General features: G+C 60.7%; 21 protein-coding genes. 10 read left to right on the top strand and 11 right to left on the bottom strand.

Annotated elements, in window-relative coordinates:
* Window positions 1-84: 84 nt before the first annotated feature.
* From ACX3M4_RS09210 to ACX3M4_RS09235, 6 genes are all read left to right on the top strand, one after another.
* Window positions 85-1,656: a hypothetical protein gene (locus ACX3M4_RS09210; RefSeq protein WP_459358286.1), complete on the top strand. Its 1,572-nt coding sequence runs from the start codon at window positions 85-87 to the stop codon at window positions 1,654-1,656.
* Between the two features lie 372 nt (window positions 1,657-2,028).
* Window positions 2,029-2,982: a galactofuranose ABC transporter, galactofuranose-binding protein YtfQ gene (gene ytfQ, locus ACX3M4_RS09215; RefSeq protein WP_459358287.1), complete on the top strand. Its 954-nt coding sequence runs from the start codon at window positions 2,029-2,031 to the stop codon at window positions 2,980-2,982.
* 79 nt (window positions 2,983-3,061) lie between these two features.
* Window positions 3,062-4,576, top strand: a complete 1,515-nt coding sequence (locus tag ACX3M4_RS09220; RefSeq protein ID WP_459358288.1) for a sugar ABC transporter ATP-binding protein — start codon at window positions 3,062-3,064, stop codon at window positions 4,574-4,576.
* Complete coding sequence (locus tag ACX3M4_RS09225; RefSeq protein WP_459358289.1) at window positions 4,576-5,616, top strand: ABC transporter permease; 1,041 nt, start codon at window positions 4,576-4,578, stop codon at window positions 5,614-5,616. Before ACX3M4_RS09220 ends, ACX3M4_RS09225 begins: the two co-directional genes overlap by 1 nt.
* Window positions 5,616-6,605 (top strand): galactofuranose ABC transporter, permease protein YjfF, encoded by a 990-nt coding sequence (gene yjfF / locus ACX3M4_RS09230; protein ID WP_459359400.1) that lies wholly within the window; start codon window positions 5,616-5,618, stop codon window positions 6,603-6,605. The genes ACX3M4_RS09225 and yjfF overlap by 1 nt, the downstream gene beginning before the upstream one ends.
* The gene (locus tag ACX3M4_RS09235; RefSeq protein ID WP_459358290.1) at window positions 6,602-7,321 is read left to right on the top strand and encodes a FadR/GntR family transcriptional regulator; all 720 of its coding nucleotides are present in this window, start codon (window positions 6,602-6,604) and stop codon (window positions 7,319-7,321) included. The genes yjfF and ACX3M4_RS09235 overlap by 4 nt, the downstream gene beginning before the upstream one ends.
* Before the next feature lie 18 nt (window positions 7,322-7,339).
* Here ACX3M4_RS09235 and ACX3M4_RS09240 read toward each other — a convergent pair whose 3' ends face one another.
* From ACX3M4_RS09240 to ACX3M4_RS09255, 4 genes are all read right to left on the bottom strand, one after another.
* Window positions 7,340-8,062 (bottom strand): HAD family hydrolase, encoded by a 723-nt coding sequence (locus ACX3M4_RS09240; RefSeq protein WP_459358291.1) that lies wholly within the window; start codon window positions 8,060-8,062, stop codon window positions 7,340-7,342.
* Window positions 8,063-8,067: 5 nt separating this feature from the next.
* Entirely contained in the window at window positions 8,068-9,750 is a 1,683-nt protein-coding gene (locus ACX3M4_RS09245) for an ABC transporter permease subunit (protein ID WP_459358292.1), read from the bottom strand.
* Window positions 9,747-10,790, bottom strand: coding sequence for an ABC transporter ATP-binding protein (locus tag ACX3M4_RS09250; RefSeq protein ID WP_459358293.1), 1,044 nt, complete (start codon window positions 10,788-10,790; stop codon window positions 9,747-9,749). The genes ACX3M4_RS09245 and ACX3M4_RS09250 overlap by 4 nt, the downstream gene beginning before the upstream one ends.
* A gap of 165 nt (window positions 10,791-10,955) precedes the next feature.
* Window positions 10,956-11,954 (bottom strand): ABC transporter substrate-binding protein, encoded by a 999-nt coding sequence (locus ACX3M4_RS09255; RefSeq protein ID WP_459358294.1) that lies wholly within the window; start codon window positions 11,952-11,954, stop codon window positions 10,956-10,958.
* Window positions 11,955-12,160: 206 nt separating this feature from the next.
* Here ACX3M4_RS09255 and ACX3M4_RS09260 point away from each other — a divergent pair, with 206 nt between their 5' ends.
* Window positions 12,161-12,916, top strand: coding sequence for a DeoR/GlpR family DNA-binding transcription regulator (locus tag ACX3M4_RS09260; RefSeq protein ID WP_459358295.1), 756 nt, complete (start codon window positions 12,161-12,163; stop codon window positions 12,914-12,916).
* Between the two features lie 37 nt (window positions 12,917-12,953).
* Here ACX3M4_RS09260 and ACX3M4_RS09265 read toward each other — a convergent pair whose 3' ends face one another.
* From ACX3M4_RS09265 to chvE, 7 genes are all read right to left on the bottom strand, one after another.
* Window positions 12,954-14,462 (bottom strand): aldehyde dehydrogenase (NADP(+)), encoded by a 1,509-nt coding sequence (locus ACX3M4_RS09265; RefSeq protein ID WP_459358296.1) that lies wholly within the window; start codon window positions 14,460-14,462, stop codon window positions 12,954-12,956.
* A gap of 26 nt (window positions 14,463-14,488) precedes the next feature.
* Window positions 14,489-15,412 (bottom strand): Gfo/Idh/MocA family protein, encoded by a 924-nt coding sequence (locus ACX3M4_RS09270; protein ID WP_459358297.1) that lies wholly within the window; start codon window positions 15,410-15,412, stop codon window positions 14,489-14,491.
* A complete protein-coding gene (gene araD / locus ACX3M4_RS09275; protein WP_459358298.1) occupies window positions 15,412-17,154 on the bottom strand; it encodes an L-arabinonate dehydratase in 1,743 nt (580 codons plus the stop codon). The genes ACX3M4_RS09270 and araD overlap by 1 nt, the downstream gene beginning before the upstream one ends.
* A 3-nt stretch (window positions 17,155-17,157) precedes the next feature.
* The gene (gene araD1, locus ACX3M4_RS09280) at window positions 17,158-18,153 is read right to left on the bottom strand and encodes an AraD1 family protein (RefSeq protein WP_459359401.1); all 996 of its coding nucleotides are present in this window, start codon (window positions 18,151-18,153) and stop codon (window positions 17,158-17,160) included.
* Window positions 18,154-18,157: 4 nt separating this feature from the next.
* Window positions 18,158-19,402 (bottom strand): multiple monosaccharide ABC transporter permease, encoded by a 1,245-nt coding sequence (gene mmsB / locus ACX3M4_RS09285; RefSeq protein WP_459358299.1) that lies wholly within the window; start codon window positions 19,400-19,402, stop codon window positions 18,158-18,160.
* An 11-nt stretch (window positions 19,403-19,413) separates the two neighbouring features.
* Window positions 19,414-20,928, bottom strand: coding sequence for a multiple monosaccharide ABC transporter ATP-binding protein (gene mmsA, locus ACX3M4_RS09290; protein WP_459358300.1), 1,515 nt, complete (start codon window positions 20,926-20,928; stop codon window positions 19,414-19,416).
* A gap of 146 nt (window positions 20,929-21,074) precedes the next feature.
* Complete coding sequence (gene chvE / locus ACX3M4_RS09295; RefSeq protein WP_459358301.1) at window positions 21,075-22,154, bottom strand: multiple monosaccharide ABC transporter substrate-binding protein; 1,080 nt, start codon at window positions 22,152-22,154, stop codon at window positions 21,075-21,077.
* Window positions 22,155-22,310: 156 nt separating this feature from the next.
* Here chvE and ACX3M4_RS09300 point away from each other — a divergent pair, with 156 nt between their 5' ends.
* The 3 genes from ACX3M4_RS09300 to ACX3M4_RS09310 all read left to right on the top strand — a co-directional run bounded on the left by ACX3M4_RS09300 (window position 22,311) and on the right by ACX3M4_RS09310 (window position 26,580).
* Complete coding sequence (locus ACX3M4_RS09300; RefSeq protein ID WP_459358302.1) at window positions 22,311-23,267, top strand: LysR substrate-binding domain-containing protein; 957 nt, start codon at window positions 22,311-22,313, stop codon at window positions 23,265-23,267.
* 218 nt (window positions 23,268-23,485) lie between these two features.
* Window positions 23,486-24,511, top strand: a complete 1,026-nt coding sequence (locus ACX3M4_RS09305) for a hypothetical protein (RefSeq protein WP_459358303.1) — start codon at window positions 23,486-23,488, stop codon at window positions 24,509-24,511.
* 194 nt (window positions 24,512-24,705) lie between these two features.
* Window positions 24,706-26,580, top strand: coding sequence for a c-type cytochrome (locus ACX3M4_RS09310; protein ID WP_459358304.1), 1,875 nt, complete (start codon window positions 24,706-24,708; stop codon window positions 26,578-26,580).
* Window positions 26,581-26,646: the final 66 nt, after the last annotated feature.

Raw genomic sequence — 26,646 nt, forward strand, 5'->3', positions numbered from 1 at the left:
TAAGAATGCAAAACTTTATACCACTATTTTAAGGCGTTTTCTTGTGCAGATAACGCGGAACGAAAACGTCTTTTTGAGGAAAAAATGTCTGAAAAACAAGCGGTTATCGTTATTCACGGCATGGGCGAACAACGCCCGATGGGTACCTTGCGGTCGTTTGTCGAGAGCGTTTGGGTCAAGGATAGGGAACAAGGATTCAGGGGTGCTGAAAACGAATATTGGATAAAACCTGACGGCCGCGTCGGATTAAAGGAATTGAGTCGCATTACAACACCCAGCAACCACAAGGGCGTTCGCACCGATTTTTACGAGTTCTATTGGGCGGACATCATGCAGGGTACAACTTGGCAGCATCTGTCATCCTGGCTGAAGGGCTTGCTGCTGCGCTCGCCTGCCTCCGTTCCGTGGAACGTCTATCCCGTCTGGGTCGTCTTATGGATACTCTCGATCGTCATCGTCCTCATGGGCCTGACGTCGATTGACAAGCTGGCACCGGAAATCGTTCAGCAATGCAAATCGGCGACTCTATTCTGCAAGTATCTGTTTTCAGATTCCCCGTTTTCCAAAGGACTGGACGGCAACAAAAAGTTAGTTCTCGGCGCCTTCCTGACTGTCGTCACATTCTTTCTCGTCCGCCCCAAGTCTTTCACGCATCTCCGAACTTGGTTCGCCTTACCCATTTTTGCCGTGGTGTTGTTTCTGTTCATTCAGGTCGCAGACCTCATTTTGAAAGCGGAAATGCTGGGAATGGTCCTTTCCTCCGCCGGCGTCGTTCTCCTTCATAGTTTCCTCGTGCCTTACTTCGGGGATGTTGCCCGGTATGTCGAAGCCAGTCCTGCCAATATTGAGCGCCGGCAGGCAGTCCGGGAGCGCGGACTCCAGCTTCTGCGGGATCTTCACCAGGACGATGACTATGAACGTATCATCATTGTCTCTCACAGCCTCGGAACCATCATCGCCTACGATCTGCTCAATCTTTTCTGGGCTGAAGCAGGCCCCAACAAGCACAATCCCTATTCACGAGAGGCAGAGAAGGCCTTTGCCGAACTCGACAAATGGCTGAACGACACTGGCGACAGCGAACTTGATCTGGAAAAATTCCGCCAAAATCAGCGCAAGATCAGCCTTGCACTGTCCGCAAAGGACAACCAGGCGGAACCGGGGCAAAAGGTAATCTGGCGGATATCCGACTTTGTCACGCTCGGATCTCCGCTCACCCACGCGGAATTTCTGCTGTCGCGCGATGAAGAAGGGTTCAAAAAGCTCTGCCAGGAAAGAGTTGTCAGCCAGTGTCCGCCGCTGCAGGAACCGGACACACGGAGAAACCGCAATACCTTCATGTTCACTCCGCCCGAGACCGACCGTTTTTTCCCAAATCACGCGGCCGTGTTTTCAGCGGTTAGATGGACGAATATCTACGACCAGCACAATTGGATCCTGTTCCTACTGGGGGACGTGATTTCCGGTAGCGTGACCGAGAATTTCGGTGATGGCATCCGGGAAGACAAGGTGCGCATCCAGCGCGGGTCGCTGAACCTGCCGCACTTCTTCACCCACACAAAATACTGGGACTGGCAGGACGACTGGGACAAGAGCACCAAGCTGCCCAAGCACATGGTCAGCCTGCGGGAAGCGGTAAACCTTCTGGATGACTGACACGAAGGAAGCGCTACGATGACCTCTTGAGAGGTGCGGAGCCTCCTGCCCGGACTTACGGGCCATCCCGTTCTCTGGATTGGGCTGAAGTTGCTTGCTCCCGCCGAACCGGCATGCGTGCCATTTGAAACAGTACCGCAAACAGGTCCGGCATAGGCTGATCTGCGATGTCTCCCCGACGATCGCTAAACGATATCCCGACCTGCCAGTCCGGATGATCACACACATCCTGCACCGACCTGGTCTCCAAAAGTCGCTACTTTTCAATTGGTTGAAAAATTTTGAGATGGAAAACAGGTCATCGCTTTACAAAAGTAATAAAGTATTACTTAATTCCATTCGTGAGGAGAACATACCATGTGGAGGAGACCCATGAGACTCAAGGCAATGCTTGTTGCCGGGGCGATGTCGCTTGTTCCTGCGACCGCCATGGCAGCCGATCTGACGATCGGTTTTTCACAGATCGGTTCTGAATCCGGCTGGCGTGCAGCCGAGACAACCGTCACCAAACAGCAGGCGGAAGCGCGCGGCATCGACCTGAAATTCGCCGATGCCCAGCAGAAACAGGAAAACCAGATCAAGGCGATCCGGTCCTTCATCGCCCAGGGCGTTGATGCCATCCTGCTGGCTCCGGTCGTGGCGACCGGCTGGGACGAAGTCCTGGAAGAAGCCAAGGATGCCGAGATCCCCGTCGTGCTGCTCGACCGCACGGTCGACGCGCCGGACGATCTCTACATGACCGCCGTCACGTCCGACCTGGTGCATGAAGGCAGCGTTGCCGGCCAGTGGCTGGTCGACGAAATGGCCGGCCAGAAATGCGATATCGTCGAATTGCAGGGCACGACTGGTTCCAGTCCGGCCATCGACCGCAAGAAGGGCTTCGAGCAGGCGATCTCAGGTCACGACAACCTCAGCATCGTCCGCAGCCAGACCGGCGACTTCACCCGCAGCCAGGGCAAGGTCGTCATGGAAAGCTTCCTGAAGGCAGTCGGCGGCGCCAATATCTGCGCGCTTTACGCCCATAACGACGACATGGCCGTCGGTGCCATCCAGGCGATCAAGGAAGCCGGCCTGAAGCCGGGTGAAGACATCAAGATCGTCTCCATCGACAGCGTGCCGGACATCCACCTGGCCATGGCCAATGGCGAAGCCAATGCCACCATCGAGCTGACCCCGAACATGGCCGGCCCGGCCCTGGACGCACTCGAAGCCTATCTGGCCGACGGCACCTTGCCGGCAAAATGGATCCAGACCGAGTCCAAACTCTACACGCTCAAAGATGATAACATGGCCATCTACGAGATGAAGAAAGACCTGGGATACTAAGACGATCCCGGCGCCGGACGGTCTTCCCGTCCGGCGCTGCAAGGGTTCAAATTGGACTGACTTCGGGGGAAGCCGATCGATGGCGGGCGTAACCGACCCTGTGCTTGAATGCCGGGGCATTTCCAAATTTTTTCCGGGAGCCATAGCGCTGGATGCGGTGGACCTGACCCTTTATCCGGGCGAGGTACATGCCCTGCTCGGTGAAAACGGAGCCGGCAAATCCACGCTGATCAAGTGCCTGACCGGTGCCTACCGGCGCGATGCCGGCACGATCCTGCTGGACGATCAAGAGATTTCTCCCGTCAGCACCCAGGACAGTCAGATGCTCGGCATCGGCACCGTTTATCAGGAGGTAAACCTGCTGCCGAACCTGACGGTTGCCGAAAATCTCTTTCTCGGCCGCCAGCCCATGTGGCGCGGCTTCATTTCCCAGCACAAGATGCTGACCATGGCGCGCGAACTGCTCGCTGAATTCGGCCTCAGGATCAATCCGGCGGAACCTTTGTCAGCCTATTCTGTCGCCGTGCAACAAGTGGTGGCGATTGCGCGGGCCGTCGAGCTCTCCGGCAAGGTGCTGATCCTGGATGAGCCCACCGCCAGTCTCGACCGGGACGAGGTTGAGCTGGTGTTCTCGGTGATCGAGAAGCTGAAGGCACGTGGCCTTGCCATCGTCTTCATCACCCACTTTCTGGATCAGGTGTTCGAGATATCCGACCGGGCGACGGTCCTGCGCAACGGCCGCGTCGTCGGCACGCGCCAGCTCAAGGATACCACCCAGACCGATATCGTCACGCTGATGCTCGGCCGCCAGCTGGAAGACCGTATCCAGGACCGGGCACCTGCGGTTTCCGGCGCTACGCTGATCGAACTGAAGAACTTCGGCAAACGGGGTGTGATCTCCCCGTTCGACCTGACGCTTCGCAAGGGCGAAGTGGTTGGCCTCGCCGGCCTGCTCGGCTCGGGCAGGACGGAAACCGCGGGCCTGATCTTCGGGGCCATCCAGGCGGACCAGGGCGAAGCTCTTCTGGAGGGCCGCAAGATCGGCCTGAAAGGCCCGCGTGAGGCCATCGGCCACCGATTTGCCCTCTGCCCGGAAGACCGCAAGAGCGACGGCATCGTCGGCGACCTTTCTGTCCGCGAGAACATCATTCTGGCGCTGCAGGCCCGGCAAGGCTGGTTCCGGCCATTGCCGAAAGCGAAGGTCAACGAACTCGCAGAAGCTTACGTCAAGGCGCTTGATATCCGCCTTGCCAGCCTCGACATGCCGATCCGCCTTTTGTCCGGAGGTAACCAGCAGAAGGCGCTGCTGGCACGGTGGCTTGCCACCAACCCGGCCTTCCTGATCCTGGACGAACCGACCCGCGGCATCGATGTCGGTGCGCATGCGGAGATCATCGCTCTCATCGAAAAACTGCGCGAGGACGGCATGGCCTTGCTGGTCGCGTCCTCCGAACTTGAGGAACTCGTGGCCTATTCCACCCGCGTGATCGTGCTGCGCGACCGCCGCCAGGTGTGCGAACTCACCGGGGACGAGATCACAACATCCAATATCGTCGCGGCAATTGCCGACGAACCCATGGCGGAGGCTGTCTGATGTCCGCCCACGTTCACTCCACCCTGCGCCGGGTGACGCCGCAGCTCATAATCCTGGGTGCGGTTTTATTCCTGAACTTCCTGGTCTTCCCAGATTTCTTCCGCATCGAATTCCAGCATGGCCGTCTCTTCGGCAACCTGATCGACGTCCTCAACCGCGGTGCTCCGACTGCCCTGCTCTGCATCGGCATGACGCTGGTCATCGCGACCAAGGGCATCGATCTTTCTGTCGGTGCGGTCATGGCAATCGCGGGCGCCGTCGCAGCCTCGCTCGTGGTCGACGGCCACAGCTGGCAGGTGGCCCTCATCGGCGCCCTTGCCGTCGGGGCGATCTGCGGCATCTGGAACGGTGTCCTTGTCGCCGTCCTTCGTATTCAGCCGATTGTCGCGACGCTGGTGCTGATGGTCGCCGGGCGCGGCATCGCCCAGCTTGTGACGGAAGGCACGATCCTGACCTTCGTCAATCCGGGTCTCATTCATCTGGGTGCCGGCACAGTTCTTGGTATCCCGACGCCGATCCTGATCTGGATCTTCCTCGGGCTTCTGGTCACGGCCGTTGTCCGCAAGACCGCGCTCGGCATGCTGATAGAGGCCATCGGCATCAATGAAAGTTCCTCGCGCCTCGCCGGGATCAACAGCCGGGTGCTGATCGTCTGCGTCTACCTGATCTCCGGCTTCTGCGCTGCGCTTGCCGGTGTCATCGTCGCCGCCGACATCAAGGGGGCGGATGCAAACAATGCCGGACTGTGGCTGGAGCTCGACGCCATTCTTGCCGTTGTCATCGGCGGCAATTCCCTGCTTGGCGGACGGTTTTCGATCGTCGCCTCGCTGATCGGTGCGCTGATCATCCAGTCGGTGAACTCGGTCATCCTGCTCTCCGGCATGCCGCCGGAATTCAACCTTGTCATCAAGGCGCTGATCATCATCGCGATCCTGGTGATCCAGTCGCCGACCGTCAAACACGCGCTCTATATCCTGCGTGCCTCCGCGGAGCCGCTGCCGCCCGAGCCCATCAAGGAAGCGAAAGAAAGCCCGCAATGATCCGCTCGACCCATCTGCCGCTTCTCATCACCATCGCCACCTTCGTGCTGGCCTATACGCTGTGCGCGTCGCAATACCCGGCGATGCTGTCGACCCGGGTGGTGGCAAACCTTCTGACGGACAATGCCTTTCTGGGGATTGCAGCCGTCGGCATGACCTTTGTCATCCTGTCCGGAGGTATCGATCTTTCGGTCGGGTCGGTGATCGCCTTTACCGGCGTCTTTCTGGCTGTGATCCTGAGGGACACCTCGATCCATCCATTGGCCGCCTTTGTCCTGGTACTGGCGATCACCATTTCCTTCGGTGCGGCGATGGGGGCGATGATCCACTATCTGGAAATGCCGCCCTTCATCGTCACGCTGGCCGGCATGTTCCTGGCCCGGGGCGCCGCCTATGTGCTGTCGACCGACAGTGTGCCGATCACGCATGAGTTCTACGACACGCTGCAGTCGCTCTATTTCAAGGCGCCCGGCGGCGGCCGGTTCCGTCTCACAGGCATGATCATGCTGCTGACCTTCCTTATCGGCATCATCGTCGCCCACCGGACGCGCTTCGGCCAGAATGTCTACGCCCTTGGCGGCGGCCAGCCGACCGCCAAGCTGATGGGTGTGCCCCTAGCACGGACCACCATCGGCATCTACGCGACGTCGGGCGGTCTCGCCGGTCTTGCCGGTATCATCTTCTCGCTTTACACCTCGGCCGGCTATTCGCTGGCAACAGTCGGAGTGGAACTGGATGCCATCGCTGCGGTCGTCATCGGCGGCACGCTGCTCACGGGTGGCACCGGGTTTGTCGCCGGGACATTCTTTGGCATTTTGATCATGGGGTTGATACAAACCTTTATCGTCTTCGACGGAACGCTTTCCAGCTGGTGGACAAAGATCGTGATCGGCGGTCTTCTGTTCGGCTTCATCTTGCTTCAGAAGGGACTCACTTGGGCAACGACACTGCGCAGAAAACCAGCGACAGAGTTCGCCGCGCAATCATGACCTTCGTCGCCACGGGCGGATTGGGCAGCCAGGTCGGCAATCACACCGACCAGGTGGTCGAGCAAATTGGCAAAGCCATCGTTGCCGGAGAGTATCCGCCGGAAACCATGATCCCGCTGGATCCGGACATTTCGGAAATGTTCGACGTGTCGCGCACGGTGGTGCGCGAGGCGAAGAAGACGCTGATCGCCAAGGGCCTGATCCAGTCCAAGGCCAAGGTCGGAACCCATGTGCGGCCGGCGTCCGAGTGGAACATGTTCGACCCGGATGTGCTGCGCTGGCACGCCGCGCTGAAGAACCAGCGGCCCTTCCTGGAAGACCTTTTCGAGATCCGGCTGATTTTCGAACCGGCGGCTGCCAGCAGTGCAGCCAAGCGGGCAACGGACACGGAATGCGCGGCCCTGTCGAAGCTCTGCGACAACCTTGCCACGGGAGAGGACCGGGCTGCAGTTGCCGTCGCCGACCTCGAATTCCACAAGATGATCCTGAAGCTGTCGGGCAACCGGTTCCTGCAGTCGCTCGGCGACCTGGTGCAGGCCGCGCTCTATTCCCTCTTCATTGCCGAGGCCAACGAGCGCAACGACCAGGAAACCTACGAATTCGTGGAACGCCACCGCGCCATCGTCACCGCCATCACCGCCGGAGACGCCAAGGCGGCCTCCGAAGCCATGGTCCATGTGATTCTGGCCGGCCGGAAGATCGAGCTGAATATCTGAAAGCGTCGGTCCGAGACCTCAGGCCTCCACGGCGGCGCGGCCGAGCAAGGCCGCAAGGAGGGTGATGTCGGCCAGCACAACGTCTGCAAGCATCCGCAATTCCTCTTCCGAACCGGTGCCGGTGAGAACGCCAACCGCAAGGCCCGCCTGACCGCGGCGAGCCATGATCATGTCCTGCGGATTGTCACCGACGACAGCAACCGATCCGGATGGCAGGCCGCAGGCCCGGCAGAAAGCGTCCAGCATGCCCGGTTCCGGCTTGTGTCCGTGACCGGTGTCGTAGCCGGTGACGAAGTCGAAATGATGGGCGAGCCCGGTCGTTTCCAGGAAAACCCGGATCGCCGTCTCGCTGTCGCTGCTGGCAACGCCAAGCTTGAGGCCGCTAGCCTTGAGGTGTTCCAGAAGCATGGCAGTTCCCTCGATGGCCGAAGCTGACTGCATCGAGGTTCCGAAGATGACATCGAGCTCCCTGACCAATTGGTCCCTCGGAAGGGGCGAACCGATCGCGGCCCAGAGATCGGCGATCTCTGAACTGTTGCCGGCAGCCAAAACGCTGCCGCTGCGGGTTCTGCCTGTTTCCGGATCGACGCCTGCGGCCACCAGCAACGACTGCGCAAGATCGCTGTCACCGTCGGCGGCCATCAGGGCGGCCGTACGGTTGTTGCGGCCCCAGGTTTCTTCGAAGTGCAGCAGAGTGCCGTCCTTGTCAAAAAGGACGCCGCGGATATCGGGACGTTTCATGGTTCCTACCTGATCAGAGAGACATGCCGGGCACCGGCCAGCCACAGGACACAGCGCGCGAGCAGCAAAGCGCCGAGCACGATCAGCATGATGCACACCGAAAACGCCGCCGCCTGGTTGTTTGCACCCCGGTCGGACAATTGCAGCACGGAAACCGCCGCCACCTGGGTCTGCGGCGTGATCAGGAAGATCACCGCCGACAGCGACACCATCGCCCGCATGAAGAAGAACACCCCGACGCCGAAGAGCGTCGGCCACAGGATCGGCAGGGTCACCCGGAACAATGTCCGGAGCTGGGTGCTGCCGAGCATGGTCGAGGCCTCGTCGAAGGTCGAGCTGATCTGCTTCAGGGAGGTCGTCGCAATCAGAAACCCTTGCGCGTGATTGTAATAGACATAGAGCAGCACGATCAGCGGGAAGGTGCCGTAGAGGATGTTGAGCGGGTTGGCCGTGCTGTTGAAGGCAAGCACATAGCCGAGACCCAGCACCATGCCGGGAATGGACGTCGGCAGGATCGCCAGGAACGAGATCGGTCCCCTGAGCGGCGTGCGGAACTTCTGGGCGACGATCGCGGCGGTGGTCACCAGGATGACGCCGAAGATCGCGGTCGCAAAGGCGACGCCGATGGAATTCCAGAGCGGTTGTGCCCCGTTCTGCACGTCGAAGGAATAATGCTTCAGGGAGAAGGCCAGATTGTAGGGCCAGAGCTTGACCAGGCTGGCAAGGAGCACGATCAGCGGCACGGCGAGGAAGACACAGGCGACCGCATAAGTGTAGGTGCCGAAGATCCAGTCCCGTCTGCGGTTGGTCCCAACCGTCAGCGGTTTGGACTGGTCGGTGATCAGCGCATGCTGGCGGCTGGCGATGCGCCGTTCCAGCAGCTTGGAGATGACAGCCGGGGCCAGCAGCAGAACGCCGATGACGGCGCCGAGACCGAATTTCCCCTGCCCGATCACCTTGTTGTAGATCTCTGTTGCCAGAACGTTGAACTCGCCGCCGATGACGATGGCATTGCCGAAGTCAGTGATCGTCAGCGAAAAGGTGACGAAAGCGGCGGCGGCGATGCCGTAGCGGGTCGATGGCAGCGTGATGGTCCGGAAAATCCGGAAGGGCTTTGCCCCCATGACCACCGCGCCTTCATAGAGGCGTGCGTCGGAGGCAGCGAGCGCTGCCGACAGGATCAGGAAGGCATAGGGGAACGTGTAAAGCACATCCGCCAGAACGATGCCCCAGAAGCCGTAAAGGTCGAAATCGAAGCCGAGGAAGCGGTTGAAGGCCCCGTTGCGGCCGAAGAGGAAGATCAGGCCCTGGGCCTGCACCAGCGACGGAGCAAAGAGCGGCGTCATCACCACCAGGCGCAAGAACCCTTTGCAGACCACATGGGTGCGCTGGATGGCATAGGCATAGATATAGGCAAGGGAGATCGAGAGCGTTGTCGTGACCATCGCAACGGCGAGACTGTTGCCGACAAGGTCCCAGACGCGGCCCGACTGCAGCGTCTCGGCGTAATTCTCCAGCCCCCATCCCGTCGATCCGACAAAGCTGCGCAATAAGATGCTGGCAACCGGAATGACGAGAAAGAGGATCATCATCACCAGGACCGCGAGCGACACGGCGATGGCGAAGGTATTGTCACCGAACCCGAAGCGCCGGACCGGCTGCGTGAGAACGACTGCCTGATCGGTCATTGGCTTAACCCGCGCAAGGCTTGGGCTGCGAAGTTGAGGCAGACGCGGTCCATGGGTTGCGGGATATTCTCCGGTCCGTGCAGCTCGACGTCGAGAAGCTGCTCCGGTGCGCAGTCCGGCCTGACCGTCAGCACCTGGATGTTACCGAGGAACCGGACCTTGGTGACCTCGCCATAAAAGGCATTGCCGAGACCGAGCGGTTCAGGAGACAGGCTGATCGCCTCCGGCCGGATGCCGAGAAGGTTCATGCCTGCTGTCTCCGGACCGGCGGAGAGGGTTTCCGATCCAAACCGGATAGCGCCGTCGCCACCTGCGCCAACCTGCAGCACATTGAAATTGCCGATGAAGTCGGCAACGAACCGGTTTTGCGGATGGGTGTAGATCTCCACCGGCGATCCGACCTGTTCGATCCGCCCCTTGTTCAGCACCACGATGCGGTCCGCCATTTCCAGCGCTTCGCTCTGGTCGTGGGTGACCATGATCGTGGTGATGGCAAGTTCCTTCTGAATGTTGCGGAACTCACCGCGAAGTTCTGCCCTGACATTGGCATCAAGTGCGGAAAGAGGCTCATCTAGAAGCAGCACCGTGGGGCGCGGTGCCAGAGCGCGGGCAATTGCGACACGCTGCTGCTGGCCGCCCGACATTTGCGACGGCAGCTTGTGCGCCTGGTCGGCGAGCTGAACCAGATCGAGCATTTCTATCGCCCGGCCGTGGCGCTCGGTCTTGGCCCAGCCCCGGCATTCCAGACCATAAAGCACGTTCTGAAGCGCGGTCAGGTTCGGGAACAGCGAATAGGACTGGAACACCATGCCGAAATTGCGATCCGCTGGCGGAGTGCGGGACATGTCCCGGCCGCCAAGACGGATCGAGCCTTCCTGTGCGGTCTCCAGTCCGGCGATGACGCGCAGCAAGGTCGTCTTGCCGCAACCCGAGGGACCCAGGAAACAGGTGAAGCTCGATTCCGGGATGGTCAGGGTCAGGTCGTTCAGCGCCTTCACGCTGCCGAAGGATTTGGAAAGTCCTTCAATCTGCAAAGCCATCAATCTACCTCATGCGGTCCGAAGGACCCGGTCGGAGGGCGGGCATCGCCCAAGCATTATAAGAGGAGGCCGGGCACGACCGGGGAGGAACCGGTCCCCTCGCCCACTCCGAAGAGGGCAAGGGAACCGGCGATGACAGGTCGTGCCCGGAGCGCTTTGCGCCGGTCAGTTCTCGTAGCGGCGCTGCCACTCGGAAATGATGCGGTCGCGATCCTTGCCGGCTGCCTGGAAGTCGGTTGGATAGAGGATGCTGTTGGTGTCCTCCGGCATGCCGGCGTTCTTGAACCGGTCCGGCAGGGTGCCGCCCGGCACGGTCACGATGGCCTTCCAGTCGTAATAGGCGTTGACGGCTTCCGGTGTCAGCGTCCAGTCAAGGAAGCGCTTGGCGTCGTCCTTGTTCTTCGACGAGGCGACGAGGGCGTTGGCTTCCAGTTCGTTGCCTGCGCCCTCAGCCGGAATGACCATGACCATCGGGAAGCCTTCCTCGATGTTCTTGATCGCCCGCATGTCGAACGATGCACCGACAGCATATTCACCGGCAGCCGCCGCGTTGCAGGGCTTGGAGCCGGACTTGATATACTGGGCGATGTTGCCGTTAAGCTGATCCAGGAATGACCAGCCCTCGTCTTCACCCTTCATCTGCAGGATCGAGCTCACCTGAATATAGCCGGTGCCGGACGAGGCCGGATTCGGCATCACCACTTCGCCCTTGAATTTCGGATCGACCAGATCCGCCCAGGACTTCGGAACCTCAAGGCCCAGCTTCTCTACCCGCTCGGTGTTGACGCAGAATGCGGCCATGTAGCCGGTGACCGCGAACCACTTGTTGTCGCCGTCACGGAAAGTGGCCGGGATCTTGTCGACGCCATTGGCAGCATAGGCCTCGAGCGTGTCGGCGATTTCCGGGTTGACGATGGTGGAAGCCGCAAAGCCCCAGATAACGTCATGTTGTGGGTTGCCTTTTTCTGCGATAATGCGGGCAGCGAGATCGCCCGTCGACAGGCGCAGCATGTTCACGGTGACGTCCGGCATCGCCTGCTTGGCGAGTTCCAGGAACGCTGCAGCTTCGTCTTCCTCATAGGCCGTATAAACGGTGATTTCGCCTGCAAATGCAGCCGTCGGTACCAGCGCGGCGAGGACGCCGGCGAGAATTGTCTTTTTCATGTTCACCTCCAGAATTGGCCCTGGCGAACATTTCTCCGCTGTCGCCCGGCTCTGGACAGTTTATGGAAATTTTCTTACAAAAAAAGTAGGAAAACTTACATTTTTTATTTTCCTTACATTTTGGCCGGAATTTCAGCCTGTCGGTTGAAATGAAGGACCAAACTGGCTAACAGGAAAATGGCGGATAATCGCGGGTGTGAGACGCAATGAAGAAGAAACAGCAGCGTCGGGATGCTCTGCTGAACATGGTTGCCGAGGAAGGCTATCTCAGCCTTTCGGAGATCGCGAAAACGCTGGATGTGTCCGAGCAGACGATCCGCCGCGACTTCCAGGCCCTGGAGGAACTGCCCAATATCCGGCGGACCCACGGCGGCATCACGCTCGTCCAGCCGATCGCCAAGGGCGATTACTCCAAGCGCCTGCGCACGGCCTCGCGGGAAAAGACCGCCGTTGCCCATCGGGCGGCGAATTTCGTCAAGGACGGTGCGTCGGTGTTTCTCGACCACGGCACCACGTCGGAGGCGGCGGCAGAGGCACTGCTTGCCCGCAAGAACCTCAGGGTCACCACCTACAGCATTCGCATCGCCGCGCATTTTCTCGACCGGGACGACATCACCGTCGCCATTCCCGGCGGCATCGTCCGCCAGGAAGACGGCGCGATCGTCGGGCCGCATAACGATGATTTCATGAAGCAGTTCCGCTTCGACTACGCCATCATCGCGGTTTCGGGCATGGATAGTGACGGGCGTCTGGCCGACAACGACCTTTTCGAGATCAAGCGGGTGCAGGCCGCCATGCAACAGGCCGACAAGTCGATCCTGATGCTCACCTCCGACAAGATCGGCGTGAAGGGGCTCTTCGAGCTTTGCCACCTCAGCGATGTCGACATACTGGCCGCCAGCGCCCCGGCCAAGGCCGCACTTGGCGGCCTGTTGGCCTCTTCAGGTGTAAGGCTGATCTGACCGGCTGGAAGGCCGAGTGTTCAGCTCAACGGACGTGTCAGCTCACAGGCAGCAATTCGTCCGGCAGGTTCTGATAGCAGACCGGGCGCAGGAAGCGGCGGATCGCCATCGTGCCGACCGAAGTGGCACCGAAGTTGGTGGAAGCCGGATAAGGGCCACCGTGAACCATGCTGTCCGCCACTTCGACACCCGTCGGGAAGCCGTTGGCAAGAACGCGGCCGGCCTTGCGTTCCAGCACCGGCATCAAACGTTGGGCAAGCACCATGTCACCGGCATCCATCTGAAGGGTGCAGGTGAGCTGTCCCTCCAGACCCTTGGCGATCTGCTGGAGCTGGCCTTCGTCCTTGACCCGGACAACAATGCCGAGCGGGCCGAAGACTTCCTCGCCCAATTCTTCATTGGCGAGCCAGTTGTCACCCGTTGTCTCGAAGAAATAGGGAGCGGCTTCGCGGGTTTCGCAGGAGGTGCCGATCAGTTCACGCACGCCGCTGTGGGCGGCAACGCGTTTTGACCCGGACCGGAATGCAGCCGCGATCCCGTCTGTCAGCATTGTCTGCTTGCCGATGGCACCGAGCGCTTCCGTCGCCGTGGCAACAAAGGCATCCGCATCCGGGCCTTCAAGCATGAGAACCACCCCCGGGTTGGTGCAGAACTGCCCTGCCCCCATGGTGAGCGATCCGGCCCAGCCCTTGGCGATCGCCTCGCCGCGCGCGGACAAGGCCGCGGGGAGCACGAACATCGGATTGACTGAGCCCAGTTCGCCGAAGAACGGGATCGGCACGGGACGCTGTGCGCACAGGTCGAACAGCGCGCGCCCGCCGCGCAGCGAACCGGTGAAGCCGACAGCGTTGATCAACGGATGCTGGACGAGCGCCTGGCCAACTTCGAAGCCGTTGCCCTGCAGGAACGAGAAGACACCCGGATGCAGGCCGCAGGACTTGATCGCGGCCGCGATTGCCTCGGCGACAATCTCACCCGTGCCCGGATGGGCCGGGTGGCCACGTACGACCACGGGGCAGCCCGCAGCCAGAGCGGAAGCGGTGTCACCGCCTGCGGTCGAGAAGGCAAGCGGGAAATTGGACGCACCGAAAACGGCGACCGGCCCGATCGGGCGCTGCACCAGCTTCAGATCCGGGCGGGGCAGCGGCTGGCGATCCGGCAAAGCCTCGTCGTGGCGCTTGTCGAGGTAGTCACCTTTGAGGATATGGGCAGCGAAGAGGCGCAGCTGGCCGGTTGTGCGGCCGCGCTCGCCTTGAAGGCGGGCTTCCGGCAAACCAGTCTCGGACATGCCAATCTCAGTGATGGCGTCCGCCCTGGCCTCGATCTCGTCAGCAATCGCATTCAGGAACTTGGCGCGGTCGGCACTGGAGGAATAGCCATAGGTCCAGAAGGCCTCTTCCGCGGCGCGGCAGGCGGCATCGACCTGGCTGGTGGTGCCGACGGCAAATGAATGCGCGGTGCCGTGGGCCGGCTCGGACGTGAACGTGGTTTCTCCGGCAACCCATTGCCCGGCAATGAACTGCTTTCCGTGCGGCATGAAAGTCATGGCAACCTTCCGGTTTCAAAAAGGGATCAGAATTCGAACGGATCGGTGATCAGGCGCTTGCCCAGAGAGAAGGCGTCGCAGACGTGGATCATCGGCGAGAGATCGACATCGCTCTTGCCCCGCTTCACCAGATCCGCCATGCGGACGTAGAGATTGGCATATTCGTGGTTCGACCCATCTATAACGGGTCTCCCCTCGATTTCCAGTTTTTCTCCACCAAGAGACAGCTTTGCGCTGCCCCGGTCCGTTTCCACCTCGATGTCCCAGGTTTGCGGTCCCTCCTGGCGCCAGTCGAACTCGGCGCTCATGTCCGCTCCCGCGGGATCGGCAAAGGTAAGATCGGCGGCAATCGGCGTCGCCCGGTTTTCCGGAAACTCAAGTGTCGCCCCGGTCAGGTGGACCGGGTAGGGTAGGATTTCGGTCAGGATCGACAGGGCGTTGATGCCGGGATCGAAGACGCCCATGCCGCCCGGTTCCCAGATCCACTCCTGGCCCGGATGCCAGCGGCGAACGTCTTCCTTCCAGGTGATCTTCAGACGTTTGATCGTTCTCTCGGCAAGGAACGCCTTGAGGGTGGGAACGCTGTCGGCATAGCGCGAATGCCAGGTCGCAAACAGGGTGACGTCATGTTCCCTGGCCAGCGCCTCAAGCGCATAGCATTCCGCCAGGCTCTGACCCGGCGGCTTTTCCAGCATCACATGCTTGCCCGCTCTCAGCGCCTTGGCCGCATAGTCGAAGCGCGGCTGTGGCGGAATGGCGAGCGAGATCGTGGTGATGTCGGACCGCTTTTCCAGAAGCTCATCCAGATCGGAAAAGTTATCGATGCCGTCGACACCCGCATGGCGGCTGACCGCGGCTTCCAGCTGCCAGTCGGGATTGGTGGCAATTGCCGGGATATGCTGGTCACGGGCGATCTTGCCGATGCCCACCAGCGCCAGTTTTTCAGCCATCAGTGCGAGTCCTTCGGCACGGCAGAGCCACGGCAACCTTTGAGAAAATCGAAATCGGCACCGGTATCGGCACCCTGGACGTGGTCATGGAAGAGGCGGGCATAGCCGTTTGCCGGAACATGGTGGTTCGGCAACCATGCGGCAAGTCGCGCGGCCAGTTCCTCTTCCGGAATATCCAGATGGATCCTTCGGCCTGGAACATCCAGTTCGATCATGTCGCCGTTCTTGACAACGGCCAACGGCCCGCCCGCAGCTGCCTCCGGCGATGTATGCAGGACAACGGTGCCATAGGCGGTGCCGGACATACGCGCGTCGGAGATCCGCACCATGTCGGTAATGCCCTTCTTCAGCACTTTCGGCGGCAGACCCATGTTGCCGACTTCGGACATGCCCGGATAGCCCTTCGGGCCGCAGTTCTTCAGCACCATGACGCAGGTCTCATCGATGTCGAGTGCGTCGTCGTTGATCTTGGCCTTGTAGTCGTCGATATCCTCGAAGACGACCGCCCTGCCCCGGTGTTGCAGCAGGTGGGGAGAAGCGGCTGAAGGCTTCAGGACCGCACCATTCGGCGCAAGATTGCCCTTCAGCACCGCAATGCCACCCTGTTGGGTCAACGCCTTTTCCGCCGGCAGGATGACGTCCTCGTTCCAGTTGCGGACGTCCTTGACCTGATCCCACATGGTGTCGCCGGAAACGGTGATGGCGTTCCTGTGCAGCATGCCCGCCTCGCCGAGCCGCTTGATCACCACCGGCAGGCCACCGGCATAGAAGAACTCTTCCATCAGATATTTGCCCGAGGGCATCAGGTTGACGATGGTCGGGATGTCCCGGCCGGCCTTGTCCCAGTCATCGAGCGTCAGGTCGATGCCGACGCGGCCGGCAATTGCCAGCAGGTGAATGACCGCGTTGGTCGAGCCGCCAATGGCACCATTGGTGCGGATGGCGTTCTCGAAGGCTTCTCTGGTCAGGATGTCTGAGGGTTTCAGGTCGTCCTTGGCCATCTGCACGATGCGTCGGCCGGACAAATGCGCCATCACACGGCGGCGGCTGTCGACAGCCGGGATCGCGGCATTTCCGGAAAGCGCCATGCCGAGCGCTTCCACCATGGAAGCCATGGAGGACGCCGTGCCCATGGTGTTGCACGAACCGGGAGACCGGCTCATGGCGCTTTCTGCTTCCAGAAATTCCTCCTGGGTCATCTCGCCCGCCTTGACGGCCTCGGAGAATTTCCAGAGATGCGTGCCGGAACCGACACGCTCGCCCTGGAACCAGCCGTTCAGCATCGGTCCACCCGTGACCATGATCGCCGGGATATCGACGGACGCCGCGCCCATCAACAGCGACGGTGTGGTCTTGTCGCAGCCGACCAGCAGAACCACCCCGTCGAGCGGCGTGCCCCGGATCGCTTCCTCGACATCCATGCTGGCGAGGTTGCGGAACATCATCGCGGTCGGCCGCAACGTGCTTTCACCGGTAGAGAACACCGGAAATTCCACCGGAAAGCCGCCGGCCTCGTAGATGCCGTGCTTTACCCGCTCGGCCAGGTCACGCAGATGCGCATTACAGGGGGTGAGCTGGGACCAGGTGTTGCAAATGCCGATGACCGGGCGGCCGTCGAAGAGGTCGTCCGGCAGTCCCTGGTTCTTCATCCAGCTGCGATGATAGATGTGGTCGCGGCTGGTGCCGCCGAACCATTCGGTCGAGCGCAATTTCCGTGGCCATTTAGCCGGTTTGAAAGACATGATCTAAAGCACTTTCACTTGAACGGCCGCCTCTTCCGAAGGCCGGAAGGCAAGGCGGTTTTTCAGCGGAACGCCGAAGCCGGGTGCCGAGATTTCGACCTCGTCGCCCTCGCGGCAGGAGATGCCGTCGGCAAAGGAGAGCGTCGCCGTACCGAACATGTGCACATGGACGTCGCCCGGCTGCCGGAAGACCTCGTATTTGAAATGGTGATGCTCGAGATTGGCGAGCGTATGAGACATGTTGGCTTCGCCCGACAGGAACGGCTTTTCCCAAAGCACCGAACCATCGCGGTAGATGCGGCTGGTCCCTTCCACCCGCTCGGGAAGCGGGCCGACCAGCAGCTCCGGTCCAAAGGAAGCCGGACGCAGCTTGGAATGGGCAAGATAGAGATAGTTCTGCCGCTCCATGACGTGGTCGGAGAACTCGTTGGCAAGTGCAAAACCGACGCGGAAGGGCGCGCCGTCTGCCGCAATCACGTAGACACCGGCAACTTCCGGCTCCTCGCCGCCATCGTCGCAGAAGCCGGGACTGGCAAGATCGCCGCCGGGGGCAACAGCGCAGGCACCATTGCCCTTGTAGAACCATTCCGGCTGAACGCCGACATGGCCTGCCACCGGGCGTCCGCCTTCGAGCCCCATGTGGAACATCTTCATGCTGTCGGTGACATTGGCTTCGTCGGCCTTGGCCTTTGCATGCATGGCATCGCGCGTTGCCGCGGACCCCAGGTGCGTCAGCCCTGTTCCCGTCAGATGCATATGGGCGGCGTCCGGGTGGGTAATCGGCAGAAGAAGCCGTCCTTCGGCCGCCAGCTTTTCCAGATCGACCGCCGCGCCGAGTTCATGTCCACGGATGCATTCAGTCAGGCTTTGCCCCTTGGCGATCGCCTCCTGCACAAGGTCATAGGTGGAGGCAACGCCCTTGAGGACCGAAGCTTCGCTGCCGCTGCGGACGACGACGGCCTGATTGCCGCCTTCGTCCAGGATCTGGGAAATCAGCATCATCCTACCCCTGCTTGTTCTTGTTGTAGACGTCGAAGATAACGGCAGCGAGCAGCACCAGGCCCTTGATCATCTGCTGGTAATCGATACCGATGCCCATGATCGACATGCCGTTGTTGAGGACACCCATCAGGAAAGCGCCGACCACGGCGCCGATGATGGTGCCGACACCGCCCGACATGGAGGCTCCACCGATGAAGACGGCTGCGATCACGTCGAGTTCCAGCGCGAAGCCCGCCTTGGGCGTTGCGGTGTTGAGGCGCGCCGCAAAGACGAGGCCGGCTGCCGCGGCCAGCACACCCATGTTGGTGAAGGCCAGGAAGGTCAGGCGTTCGGTCTTGATGCCCGACAGCTTGGCGGCCTTCTGGTTTCCGCCCAGCGCGTAGACGCGGCGGCCGACGGTGGTGGTTTCGGTGATGAAGGCATAGATGACCGTCAGGATGCCCATAGTGATGAGCACATTCGGCAAACCGCGGAAGAGCGACAGCTTGTACATGACGAAGATCAGGGCGGCGGCGACGATCACATTGCGGGCAATGAAGAAACTCTTGGGCTCGTCCTCGATGCCATAGGCCTTGTTCTGGGCGCGCTGGCGCAATCCGATCCAGACGACCAGTGCGGCGGCAGCAATGCCGGTCGCCAGAGCCAGAAAGTTGACCTTGCGCTCGCCGAGGATGCTTGCAAGCGTCTCGCCGATGCCGGCCGGGAAGAGATCCGGTACGAAGCCCGTGGCGATTATCTGGAATTCCTTCGGGAACGGACCGACGGACTGGCCCTCGAGCAGCCACAGCGACAGGCCCCGGAAGACGAGCATGCCCGCAAGCGTTACGATGAAGGAAGGGATCTTCCAATAGGCGACCCAATACCCTTGCGCAGCGCCGATCAGGCCGCCGACACCTAGGCAAACGACCATCGTGAGATAGGGCGATATGCCGTAGTTGACGATCATCACGGCTGCAAGCGCGCCGATGAACCCCATCACCGAGCCGACCGAAAGGTCGATATTGCCTGAAACAATGACGATCAGCATGCCGAGCGCCATGATGATGATGTAGGAGTTCTGCAAAAGCAGGTTGGTGACGTTGACCGCGCGCAAAAGCGTGCCGTCGGTGACGATTTCGAAGAACGCCATCACCGCAATCAGGGCGAAGAGCAGCCCGTATTGACGCAGATGCGAGGAAAGATACTCAGCAATGCCCTTGGTCTTTACGGCCGGTGCCGCAGTGGTGTCGCTTTCAGCCAGTTCCATGGTCGTCTCTTTCACTCGTTGACGATGAGCGACATGATGCGCTCCTGGCTCGCATCGCCGGCGGCAAGTTCGCCGACAAGAGCCCCTTCGTTCATGACGTAGATCCGGTCGCACATGCCGAGGAGTTCCGGCATCTCGGACGAGATCATGACCACGCCTTTGCCTTGGGCGGCGAGGTCGTTGATGATTGTGTAGATTTCGTATTTCGCGCCGACATCGATCCCGCGGGTCGGTTCGTCCAGGATCAGGACTTCCGGTGCGGTGAAAAGCCACTTGGCCAGAACCACCTTCTGCTGGTTGCCGCCGGAGAGGTTGACCGTCTTCTGGAAGACCGAAGGCGTGCGGATCGCCAGCGCCTGGCGGTACCTTTCGGCAACCTTCGTTTCCTCGTTCCGCTTCAGGAACGGTCCGGAGGAGACCCCCTCCAGATTGGCCAGTGTCGTGTTGAAGCGGATGGTCTCGTCAAGCACGAGGCCGAGCGCCTTGCGATCCTCGGTGACATAGGAAATGCCTGCGGAAATCGCCCGGTCGACCGTGCTGACGTCGATGGGTTGCCCCTTGAGCCTGACCGTGCCGGAAATGTTGCGGCCATAGGAGCGGCCGAAGATCGACATGGCAAGCTCGGTCCGCCCGGACCCCATCAGGCCTGCAATGCCGACCACCTCTCCTGCCCGCACATTGAAGGAGGCGTTCTTGATGACCCGCCGCTCGGCATGTTCGGGGTGCCAGACGGTCCAGTCGGCAACGTCCATCAGCACGTCGCCGGGTTTGCGGCTGTGCTCGGGAAATCGGTGGGTCATGTCCCGGCCGACCATGTCGCGCACGATATCGTCTTCGCTGAGGCCTGCCTTGGCGTCGAGCTTGGAGACCGTCATGCCGTCGCGTATAACGGTGACGCTGTCGGCCACATAGCGGACCTCGTTCAGCTTGTGCGAGATGATGATGCTGGTGACGCCCTGCGCCTTCAGTTCCAGCATCAGGTCGAGCAGCTTGCGGCTGTCGTTTTCCTGCAGGGCTGCGGTGGGCTCGTCGAGGATCAGCAGCTTGACGTCCTTGGAGAGCGCCTTGGCGATTTCGACCAGCTGCTGCTTGCCGACGCCGATATTGTCGACCTTGGTGGTCGGGGCTTCCGAAAGGCCGACTTTCCTGAGCAACTCTTCGGTACGCTTGTTGGTCTTGCGCCAGTCGATCACGCCGCGCTGGGCGCATTCATTGCCGAGAAAGATGTTCTCGGCGATGGAGAGCTGCGGCACAAGCGCCAGTTCCTGGTGAATGATGATGATGCCCTGCTTCTCGCTGTCCGAAATGCCGGAAAAGCGTGCCGGTGCACCGTTATAGATGATCTCGCCGTCATACTGTCCGTGCGGATAGACACCGGACAGGACCTTCATCAGCGTGGACTTGCCGGCACCGTTCTCGCCGACGACGGCGTGTATTTCGCCAGCTTTGACATCCAGGTTGACCCGGTCCAGCGCCTTCACGCCGGGAAAGGTCTTGCTGATGTTCTGCATGGAAAGGAGTGCCATCGACCCCGATCTCCGAATTCCTGGGAAAGGCCCGCCCATCGGACCGGACAACCTCCGGCTCCGACAGCCGCCCCGCGTCCCGTGGCTGCACGGGGCGCGGGAGGACCGGGCCGATGGGCGGTAAGTAGAGCTTGGGAGCTATCTTGTTATTTAACCTGGTCGGCGGTGTAGTAGCCGCTGCCGATCAGAATCTCTTCCCAGTTGCCGGCGTCGACCGAAACCGGCTCCAGCAGATAGGACGGAACAACCTTGACGCCGTTGTCGTAGGTCGAGGTGTCGTTGATTTCCGGTTCACCGCCACCCAGTAGGGCATCGACCATGCCGACGGTAACGCGGGCAAGTTCACGGGTGTCCTTGAAGACGGTGGAATACTGCTCGCCGGCAAGGATCGACTTGACGGACGGCACTTCCGCGTCCTGGCCGGTCACGATCGGCATCTTCTGATCGCCTGAGCCATAGCCGACGCCCTTCAGCGACGACAGGATACCGATCGAGAGGCCATCATACGGGCTGAGCGCGCCGTGCAGCTGCTTGTCGGTGTAGTGAGCGGAGAGAAGGTTGTCCATGCGAGCCTGGGCGACGGCGCCGTCCCAGCGCAGGGTTCCGACCGTATCCATGCCCATCTGGCCGGACTGGATGACGACGGTACCGCTGTCGATAAGCGGCTGCAGCACGGACATGGCGCCGTTATAGAAGAAGTAGGCGTTGTTGTCGTCCGGAGAGCCGCCGAAAAGCTCGACATTGTAGGGGCCATCACCGAAGCGTTCCTTCAGGCCGTTGACCAGCGAAGTCGCCTGCTGCACGCCGACCTTGAAGTTGTCGAAGGTGGCGTAATAGTCGACATCGCCGCTGTCGCGGATGAGGCGGTCATAAGCGATGACCTTGATGCCGGCAGCCGATGCGTTTTCGAGCGCGTTGGACAGCGTGGTGCCGTCGATGGCGGCAATCACCAGCACGTCGACGCCCTTGGTGATCATGTTCTCGATCTGGGCAAGCTGGTTCGGAATGTCGTCTTCGGCATATTGCAGATCGGCTTCATAGCCGGCCGCTGTGAACTGCTCGACCATGGAGTTGCCGTCGGAGATCCAGCGGGCCGAGGATTTGGTCGGCATGGCGATGCCGATGGAGCCCTTGTCCTGGGCCAGAGCCGCGCCAGACAGGGCAACGCCGGACATGAGGGTTGCTGCAGCCGCGACCGCGACCAGCGCCTTGGAAACAAATTTCATATCGTCCTCCCGGACCGGATCCCAGCCGGTCCCAATTCAGTCTCAGGCATGCAAGGGATGATGCCGGGGGCTAAAGAACGGAAAAACAACATGACCGTCAAATTATTATCCATTATCCTTTCATACCTATTTTGGTATGTATAGGAATGGATAGCCTTGAGCCTGGATTTGCTGCGGCGCGGGATGAAACTGTCCCATCTGAGATTGCTCTCCGAGCTTGCAGGCCACTCCCGCCTCACCGACGCCGCCAGCGCCCTCGGGATGACCCAGCCGGCCGCTTCCCGCCTGATGGCGGAGATCGAACGCATTGCCGAGGCCGAGATTTATCTGCGCAGCGGTCGCGGTATCGAGCTGACGGAAATCGGTCAGAAGCTGGCCGAGCGCTGCGTGCGCATCCTCCAGGAATTCACCGACGCCGGCCGCGATGTCGAAGAACACAAATCCGGCCAGCGCGGCCACGTCAGCATTGGCTCGGTGACGGGTCCGGCCATCGAGTATGTGCTGCCGGCAATCCGTCATATCCGGCTGAGCTATCCCGATATTTCCATTTCCGTGGAAGTCGGGCCGAGCCTGGATCTGGCACCTATGCTTGAGGACGGACGCCTCGACTTTTCCCTGAGCCGCGTGCCGGTCGACGAGGATCCGGATCTATTCGAAGAGCGCCCGCTCCTGCGCGAGCCCGCCACGATGGTTGCCCGCTCCGATCATCCTCTGACGCGCGTGGCACCCCCCATACCAGCGGACGCCCTGCTTGGCTTCGACTGGGTGTTGCCTCCCGTCGGCGCACCGATCCGCACGACTGCGGAACAGGCGCTCAGGGACAAGGGGCTCGGCCTGCCCTCACGGGTGCTGACGACCTCATCCTTCCTGTTCACATTGGCGACGGTGCAACGCACCAACGCGATTGCTGCCGTTGCCCAGTCCGTTGCCGACAGCTTCAGCCAGGGACCGGACGGCCGTCCGGGCACAATCGTCGCGCTCGACAGCGCGCTGCCGCTTTCTGTCGAAACATATTCCTTTCTGACACGAAAAGGACAGGTACTGACACCGGTTGCCAGGATCGTCGCGCGGGAGGTTTTGAGGGCGATAACCGGGGAAACGCTGCTGAACTAAAAAACAGACTGAAGCTGCGCCTGATCTCACCCGTCAACCGGTTTCGAGCGCACAGCCGGGCATGTGCATTGTGGGCCTGCCGGCATCATCGTGCGATCGCCACAGGCCTCGCCCGTCACGGCCGTTAGTTGCATTCCCTTTGGGAATGAGTTAAAAAAGTTTAAAAACAAGCGCATAAATAGCAACTTATTTTTTTGTGATGTTAGGTGGAGGGGATGATGCCGAAAATTTCTTTGGCACGGTATTACGAGATTCTCGCCGACCTCAATTCAAGCGACGAAGAAATTCGCCGTTACTCCAGGATTGTGAAAGGCCAAGGCGGATTCGATTTCAGGCTGGAACCCGACCCGGAAAAGGTCGAACTGGTCGACGGCCTGATGGAACTTGAAAATGCCATGAGCATCGGCAACGGCCTGGCTCGCTGGCGCCGCCGCCGGGTTTTCATGAACAGGCTGAATTCCGACGAAAAAACCCCGGTTCTGGTGTCTGAGGGCGACAGCTGGTTCCAGTTTCCGATGCTTATCGACGAAGTAATCGACCAGCTCGGACCGAAATACCGCATCTACTCCGTCGGGGCCGCCGGCGACACTGCCCAGAACATGGTGCATGGCCCGCTCAACAACGGCGGTTGCGAGTACATGACGGCCTTGCGGGAGGTCAGGGACCACGTGAAGGCTTTTCTGTTCTCTGCTGCCGGAAACGACATTATCGGCGAAGATCCGCAAACGGGCGTTGCGGCACTTTATGAACTCATCCGCCCTTTCAACGGCGACGCCGGTGACGTGCAGGGGCATATCAATCACGGCGTTCTGAAGGACAAACTCGATTTTCTGAGGTCGGCCTACAGAAAGATGATTACCGACGTCCGGGCCGATCCTTCCTTCACGCAATTGCCGATTGTCATTCACGGTTACGACTACGCGTTTCCCTACCCTCATGGAAACAACGACAAGCGCAATCCGAGATACGCCGCGAACAACGAGTGGCTGGGCGAGCCGCTGGATGACAGAAAAATCACCGACGGCAAGCTGCGCCGGAACATCATCAAATATCTGGTCGATGAGCTCTACGTCATGCTGAGCGGCCTGGCGGGTCAATCGAAAAAGACCCGGATCTGGGTCGTCGACTGCAGGGGCGCCCTGCCCAAGGTGACCGATTGGAATGACGAGATCCATGCAACCAGCAAGGGTTTTTCAAAGATTGCCGACCGGTTCCACGAAACGCTTCAGAAAGCCATGGCCTAGGCACTGCAACTGAGGAAACCCGTCTGCGAGCAGGACGTCTCGCAGTCGGTAATGACGGCCACATGAACACTCGGCACCGGGTCGGCATACCAATCGCGCACCCGGCACGGCGAACGCGGGATCCGATGCGGACCGGCCTTTGAGAGGGTGCACCTGGACGCGGTGCGACCGACGCAATTGCAGGGGGAGAAGTCATGGTTTTCAATATTTTAGCATTGCGGCCTCATGCTGCATTCTCTGCCTCTCTGTTGGCTGCAATTGTCCTGATGCCGTTGCAGGCGGCAGCTGAAACCAGCTGTTCATCGCGCTCCTCGCTTTCCGAAGCCCTGAAAGCCGACCCCGACCTCCAGTGGGACCAGTTGCGACAACTTTGCTCCGCCGATATCGACCGCAACAGGCAGGCCGATCCGGTTGGCCATGCCTGGTTCGTGAACGGAGGCAACGGTTTCGTCGGTGCGCCGCTCGTCCTGATGAAACTGCTGCCGGACCTTGCGCCCGAAATCTGGGGGCCGCCGGAAGAAGAATTCGGGCAGTTCGGTCTGTTTCCGGATCCCGGACTGCCGGGCAGGATATTGCCGCGCGGGCTCGGGGTCACCGGCAGCCAGGGCCGGCCGTTGGACGGCAACGGGAATCCAATTGCGGAAATCGACTATTCCATTCCCCAGCCCCTGTTCGTCACCCTGTCCTGCGGTGCCTGCCATACAGGTCAGGTGGATCTGGGCGACAGGACCCTTGACCTGGAAGGGGCGCCCAACACCCAGTTCGACGTGCGCAAATGGCGCGGCGCATTTTCGAGCCTTCTGAATTCCTATCTCAGCGCGGAACAGATCGGAACGCAGCAGGATCCGGGATCGACAACAAAAACGCTGCTCGACCTCACCGCGGCAAAACCTGAAGGTTATTTCGCCAAGGGTCTGCCGCAGATTTCTCCTCAAGACGTCAACCGTGTCGACGCCATCCAGCGCCAGATCTTTTCCGAAAACATCATCCGTTTCCTGCAAGGGCTGGCGCAAAGCTCAGGTGTCCGGTCTGCCGCGGTTGTCCTCCAAACCCGTCCTGGTTCCAGCTACGGCGGGGGCGACAAGTCTCCAGGGCTCGCCGGACACAGCGCCGGCCAGTCCGACGGCAGCGGTGATCTGCTCGCCGATCTGATCGCCATCGAAGCTGCGCAAAACGGCAAGCTTGAGGAGCTGCTGAGCAGCCCCCTGCCCGACGCTCTGCCGCGCTTTGCAACGGTCACCGACGCTCCGTCTGTCTGGAACCAGGCGGACAGGTCTACAGGCCAGTGGGACGGCAGCGTGCTGGAACGGTTCTGGAGAAATATCGCGGCTCAGTTGCCGATCATCGGTTCGCCGGACAAGGTCGATCTTTCGAATGCCGCGATTGTTGCGGAATACCTCCTTGGCCTGCCTTCAGCGCCCTACCCGTTCGATGTGGATCTCGCCAAGGCTGTCCGGGGTGAAGCGCTATTTGCGGAAAACTGTGGCACCTGCCACCGGCCGCGCAACAGCCAGCGCTATCCCCAGATCGGGACCGACATGAATCGTGCCCAGGTGCTCAATGCTGCCGGTGCGGAGAAGTTCCTGCAGGCCTTCAAGGCCGCTTGTCACAACACCGATTTCACCTACCGCGACCGAGACGGCCGCGAGATCCGGCCCTGTGTCGCCCCCGGCTACCAGATCCTGCGGGATACAACAGAAACGGCCAATCAGGGCTATCTGGCGCCGCCGCTCGACGGCATCTGGGCGCGGGCGCCCTATCTGCACAACGGGTCCGTGCCGACGCTGACCCAGCTGCTGAAACCCGGTCTCCGCCCGGCGGAATTTCTGCGCGGCGCCATTTCCTACGACACCGATGCGGTCGGCTGGGAATGGGAAGCCGATCGTCTCGAAGAGCTCAAGGCCCGGTATCCGACGGTCTCGACACACGATACCTCGCGGGACGGCTGGACGAACCGTGGCCACGATCGGGACCTCCTGATCGAGGGCAAGGCGCTTCGTCTCGACTGGTCATCGCCCGAGCACGCCGATGAGTTCGAGGCCCTGCTGGAATATCTGAAGACACTTTGACTGAGACCCGGAAAGCCGCTGCCTAGCGGTATTCCGGGCCACCGTTCAAATTGGAGCATACCCGTG

The organism is Roseibium sp. M-1 (assembly GCF_054515675.1).